The organism is Acinetobacter sp. YH01021, from assembly GCF_013420255.1.
GTDB lineage: Bacteria > Pseudomonadota > Gammaproteobacteria > Pseudomonadales > Moraxellaceae > Acinetobacter.
The window spans coordinates 1-4,815 of record NZ_VOYO01000055.1 but is presented as its reverse complement, the minus strand read 5'-3'; the positions used below and the strand labels follow the sequence as shown (position 1 = coordinate 4,815).

Annotated in this window: 7 protein-coding genes and 1 pseudogene; 5 read left to right on the top strand and 3 right to left on the bottom strand. The window is 57.8% G+C overall.

The window, feature by feature from the left end; genetic code table 11:
• Positions 1 to 221 precede the first annotated feature (221 nt).
• From FTT86_RS15620 to FTT86_RS15610, 3 genes are all read right to left on the bottom strand, one after another.
• The gene (locus tag FTT86_RS15620; protein WP_021263998.1) at positions 222 to 1,049 is read right to left on the bottom strand and encodes a DJ-1/PfpI family protein; all 828 of its coding nucleotides are present in this window, start codon (positions 1,047 to 1,049) and stop codon (positions 222 to 224) included.
• 221 nt (positions 1,050 to 1,270) lie between these two features.
• Positions 1,271 to 1,579, bottom strand: a complete 309-nt coding sequence (locus FTT86_RS16310; RefSeq protein WP_196494983.1) for a BA14K family protein — start codon at positions 1,577 to 1,579, stop codon at positions 1,271 to 1,273.
• Positions 1,580 to 1,734: 155 nt separating this feature from the next.
• On the bottom strand, positions 1,735 to 2,160 hold the full coding sequence (locus tag FTT86_RS15610; protein WP_021263996.1) for an EF-hand domain-containing protein: 426 nt from the start codon (positions 2,158 to 2,160) through the stop codon (positions 1,735 to 1,737).
• 234 nt (positions 2,161 to 2,394) lie between these two features.
• Here FTT86_RS15610 and FTT86_RS15605 point away from each other — a divergent pair, with 234 nt between their 5' ends.
• From FTT86_RS15605 to FTT86_RS15585, 5 genes and pseudogenes are all read left to right on the top strand, one after another.
• Complete coding sequence (locus FTT86_RS15605; protein WP_180106511.1) at positions 2,395 to 2,826, top strand: EF-hand domain-containing protein; 432 nt, start codon at positions 2,395 to 2,397, stop codon at positions 2,824 to 2,826.
• Between the two features lie 50 nt (positions 2,827 to 2,876).
• Complete coding sequence (locus tag FTT86_RS15600) at positions 2,877 to 3,266, top strand: hypothetical protein (RefSeq protein WP_021263994.1); 390 nt, start codon at positions 2,877 to 2,879, stop codon at positions 3,264 to 3,266.
• On the top strand, positions 3,263 to 3,883 hold the full coding sequence (locus FTT86_RS15595) for an RNA polymerase sigma factor (RefSeq protein ID WP_046127927.1): 621 nt from the start codon (positions 3,263 to 3,265) through the stop codon (positions 3,881 to 3,883). Before FTT86_RS15600 ends, FTT86_RS15595 begins: the two co-directional genes overlap by 4 nt.
• Complete coding sequence (locus FTT86_RS15590) at positions 3,880 to 4,329, top strand: hypothetical protein (protein WP_021263992.1); 450 nt, start codon at positions 3,880 to 3,882, stop codon at positions 4,327 to 4,329. Before FTT86_RS15595 ends, FTT86_RS15590 begins: the two co-directional genes overlap by 4 nt.
• Before the next feature lie 176 nt (positions 4,330 to 4,505).
• Positions 4,506 to 4,815: pseudogene (locus FTT86_RS15585) on the top strand (IS6-like element IS1008 family transposase); the annotation flags it as partial.

The window sequence follows — 4,815 nt, the reverse complement described above, 5'->3', positions numbered from 1 at the left end:
AATCATTTGAATGATTTCTTCTTGGTCTACGTGCCATAAAATACTCCATATATTGATGTTTATAACATCATTTGAGGAGCAGAATATCACTTATAGGAGTTGTTCAAATTTACGGATCCATCTCTATATCACTCTACTATACCTATCGAGATATCACTCTACCTCTCGCTGCTTGACCGAGGTGGGGGACCGTCGCCGTTGGTGGCTTTTTGGCCAAGCGTTTATCCGCGTCGTCTCGCCGCCCGCTCCGCCTCCGCGCGAATAGCAAGCAGCGAAGGACCAAGAAGCTCACGCGCATGAGCGACCGTTTCGGCGGATGCCGTGTTTAGCGAGCCGCTGTCAAAAGGAGGCTTGGGATCGTATTCCATGATCAATTGCTGCAGGCGCGCGCGCTGCTCGCCACGTAGCTCTGCTGCGAGTTCAAGCCCAAAGTCGAGTCCTGCGGTAATCCCGCCGCCCGTAATTCGGTTTCGATCCTTGACGACGCGATCACTAACGGGCGTCGCCCCGAACACTGGAAGCATGTCGAGCGTGCCCCAGTATGACGCCGCCTTGTAACCTTTGAGGAGACCGGCAGCTCCGAGAAGGACGGAGCCGGTGCAAACGCTGGTGATGTATCGCGCACGTGATCCGCGATGAGACACGAAATCGAGAAGCCGATCATTCTGGAGCGCGGTCAATGTACCCTTCGGCCCGCCGGGAACAAAGAAGACATCCAGTTCGTCAGGACACTGTTCAAAAGTCATCGTCGGGACGATTGCCAGGTCGCTGTCCGACATCACCGGGCTTTGGCTCTCGGCGATCAGATGAACGACTGAATTCGGAAGTTTCGACATCACCAGCTGGGGCGCAACAAGGTCCAAGGCGGTCATATTCGGGAAGAGCAGAAGCCCACAGGTCAAGGGCTTTTCGGAGTCGCGGGCGACCAGCTGCGATTGATCCTTCGCCGCGGTTTGCGCGGCCGAATCGTTGGTTAGTAGTGCACTGGTTGTAGCAAACGTTAGCGCAGAAAAGACTTCGCGGCGGGTGAAGTTCAGGTCTCGATTCATAGGTGCCTCCGGTTTCGCCGGCAGCTTAGCGACCCTGGAGTCGTGTCGAATGACAAACCGGCATCAGTTTCGGCCAAGAGATCGTAGAGCTGTTTCGAATTCGGCCCGACAATTTGAGGTTTGCTGCTAACCTGCCGCCAGCGACTTTCTCCCATGGACGAAGAACCGACCGGCGGTGCCTCTGCCGATCAGTTCGTCACACGCATTCGACATTTCCTACGTCAGTTGTAGGGCGACCAGCACTGTTCGCGCGGACCGTCGTACGGCTGATAGGTGTTATCGTACGCACGATATGACCGATAGTGATCGAAGCACCACTCGATATGGGCGGCGGTCAGACGGCGCGCCGGTGGCACGGGATGGGCCAGCGTTCGGCCGACGATCACGCCGGCAGCGAAGGCTGCGGGCGGAAACCAGTATCCTCGATAGAAGCGGTAGCCAGGACGCGCGACGACAACACCGCGATATCCATTATAGTAGTGGACGCCGCGGACCACGTAGAAGCCGTGCCGGTGGGCGACTTCTTGCACGGGGCCCTCACTATCGATCGTTACCGACGATCGAACGAGAGGATTCGCCGATGCAGGAGCGGCATAGGAAAAAGGAGGAGCGCTGCGGCGCCCATGGAGGCAATAGTCTTTCTCATCGCGTTGTGTGTCCTGTTCTTTGAAAGCCTAGGTGACGATTAGCGTTGACGAAGCGACCTGAGTTCGGAGAGCGAAAGTGAACGGTCGCCGTTTGCATCGGCGCGCTGAAGCCGATCGGGAATGAATTGAGCGAATTCCGCTCTCGTAATTCGGCCGTCGCCGTTCGCATCCATCCGGCGAGCCTGCGTTTCCAGACCTTCCGCCGTTGCCATCTGGAGCCTACCGCCCTCGCTCACGCGCTTAAGGGCGGCCTGCGCCTCACCATTGTCGAGAACGCCATTTCGATTTGCGTCCAGCCGGTCGAACAAGGACGCACGCGCCGCCTGTATCTCGGTAAACTGAAGCGCTCGATCACCGTTTTGGTCCATTTGGCGGAAAGCCTGCCGGGCTCTTTGCCCGTCCGCCGCGCAAGCGCTGCTAGTCGCGAGGACAACCATCACGCAGGCCAGCAATTTCAACTTCATTATTCTCTCCCCTTCCTCGGGTGGGATTGGCATCAACGCGAGCTTCTACGCATGGGAACGGCAGCTCCTACGCGCCGCCGGGCATTTTTCTTTGCAAGGGGCGTCCGTCGACGGCCACCGCCAAGATGTCAGGAATCCTTGATTGAGCGCGTAGGAGATGAGCCAGCGGTTCGTATTGGTTCACGTAGCTGCCCATCGGCAGACGAAAACCAAAGAACCGAAGGAAGACACTCGATGAAAAAGGCTTCATACGCGCTGGTCTCAGCGCTGGTCGCCGCTCTCTCCCTGCCGGGGATCTCGGCTCACGCGCAAACGGTATCGCCGATTCTTCAGCGGCTCGATGCGAATAACGACGGCGCTGTCTCGCGCGACGAGATAGTCGCCGCGCGGGCGAAACTCTTCGCTCGCCTCGACGTGAATAGCGACGGAGTTATCGATGAAGACGAAACTGAAATGCTCCGCGATGCGATCATGGATCGCGCGACGGCCATGCAGGCGCGTCTCGGAAATCAGATGCGGCAGCTCGACACGAGCGGCGACGGAAAGGTGTCGAGGGACGAATTTCGTGCTCGCACGCTCTTCTTCGACCTTGCCGACCGGGATGGCGACGGGAAGCTGTCGGCCGCCGAGTTTCTCGTCATCCGCGGCATCATGTTCGACCGCTGAGGTTGACCGCAGCTCTGAGCAAGAATTGAATCAGTACTGAGGAGTTCAAGATGTTTATTTCCTGGAAGAGAACCTTCGCCGCGCTTGGTGTTGCCATGTTGCTTGGCGCGGCCCCGGCCATGTCGGCTGAATGGACGCGCGATACGCGGAATGGCGGCCAGATCACCCGTAGCGTGACGAGAGACGGCAACATCTATTCCGGCCAGACGACACGTGTCGGGCCGAATGGTGCGACCTACACGTCAAATTCGACCTGCCGCAACGGGTTCGTCGACCGGTGCCGGCGCAGCTATTCTGCAACCGGCCCGAACGGGCGGACCTACTCCGGGAACACCGTGACGGCGCGAGCCCCCATGGCGTGCGGTCCATCGGTGTTCACACCGGCCCGCGCGGAAATGTCGGCATCGGCTTTCGCCGCCACTGGAGGTAAGCCCGCGTGAGCCAAGCGCGTGCCCCGGAAATCGCAAGACTGCCGGAGCGCCTCGACGACGAGGTGCTGCTCGCCCGCGTGGCTGCGGGCGAGCAGCTTGCCCTTCGGCAGCTGATAGACAGGCACGGACGCGGTCTACGCCTCTTCGCCGGGCGCTATCTTGGTGGTTCCGATGAAGCCGAGGATGTCGTGCAGGACGTCTTCATTGCGGTCTGGAAGAACGCGAAGCGCTTCGATCGTTCGAAAGGACGCGCGACGACGTGGATCTATCGGATCGCTGCAAATCGATGCATCGACGTGAGGCGCTGGCGCAAATTCCGCATGTTCATCGGCTTCGAAGAGGCGCACGAAGGATTTCCTTCGGAAGACCCCGATGTCGACTCGTGGATGGGCGCTCGGCAGGAGTTGGCCATCGTTCGCGCCGGCCTCGAAAAACTGCCGGAACGACAGCGAATGGCGCTGCTCCTTCGAGCAGTCGCCGACCTCGACGTTCCCGCGATTGCCGAAGTGATGGATGCAAGCGCCGGATCAGTAGAGCAACTGCTTGTCCGAGCGAGGCGAACGTTACGCGCCCAGCTTTCGGAGGTCGGGAAGGCTGAACCACAAAATGGAAGGAAAACAAGATGAACAGGGGCGAATTTGAAGGTTTGAAAGTTCGATTTGGAGCCGATGTCGCATCATGGCCGGCACCGTTTCGCCGCGAGGCGTTGCTGTTTCTAGCGACTGATCGACGCGATACGATCAGCGAGGAAGAGCAACTCGACCGTCTCGTGCTTGAAGCAACGATCGAGCCGACTGACGAGCGTGCGCTTGCGCGCAATGTGTTGGCCAAAATCGCGCTGCCGAAGCGCCGACCCTTCAGCCTGCCGATCGGTCTCGGATCGTGGTCGATGCCGGCGACAGCCGCGAGCATGGCACTTGTTCTTACAGTGTCAGCGGTCGGTGGCTACGTGGCCGCCGGTGTGGAAACGCAGATATCGGACAATGCTCTCTTGGCGTTTGCTGTCGGTGTTCCGCCTTCTGAGCTTGCGGAGACCATTACTGTCACACGAAGCAACGGAGGCCGCCTGTGAAACGATTTTCATGGCTGCGAGCGCTTCTGTTCGCCGTCTTCGCAGCATCGCTGGTCGGAAACTTCTTCTCGCTCGGGTACGTAGTGAAAAGCCAGCGTGACGCACCGGCGATGGGCACTGTTGCAAATAGGCTGACATGATAAGCTAAATATCTTATTTATTTCGAGATACAGCAGATGAATCCCTTCCATGGTCGGCACTTTCAAGGTGAAATCATTCTTTGGGCTGTTCGTTGGTATTGTAAATATGGCATCAGCTATCGTGAACTTCAAGAAATGCTCGCTGAACGGGGTGTGAATGTTGACCACACCACAATTTATCGTTGGGTTCAGCGTTATGCTCCAGAAATGGAAAAACGCTTACGCTGGTATTGGCGTAATCCTACAGATTTACATTCATGGCATATGGATGAGACTTATATCAAAGTGAAGGGGCGATGGACTTACCTGTATCGTGCAGTTGATCAACGTGGTCATACGATTGACT

Bases quoted from the DNA above. Each gene is read 5' to 3' on its own strand.
- FTT86_RS15620 (WP_021263998.1), bottom strand. From the start codon at position 1,049: ATGAATCGAGACCTGAACTTCACCCGCCGCGAAGTCTTTTCTGCGCTA.
- FTT86_RS15610 (WP_021263996.1), bottom strand. From the start codon at position 2,160: ATGAAGTTGAAATTGCTGGCCTGCGTGATGGTTGTCCTCGCGACTAGC.
- FTT86_RS15605 (WP_180106511.1), top strand. From the start codon at position 2,395: ATGAAAAAGGCTTCATACGCGCTGGTCTCAGCGCTGGTCGCCGCTCTC.
- FTT86_RS15600 (WP_021263994.1), top strand. From the start codon at position 2,877: ATGTTTATTTCCTGGAAGAGAACCTTCGCCGCGCTTGGTGTTGCCATG.
- FTT86_RS15590 (WP_021263992.1), top strand. From the start codon at position 3,880: ATGAACAGGGGCGAATTTGAAGGTTTGAAAGTTCGATTTGGAGCCGAT.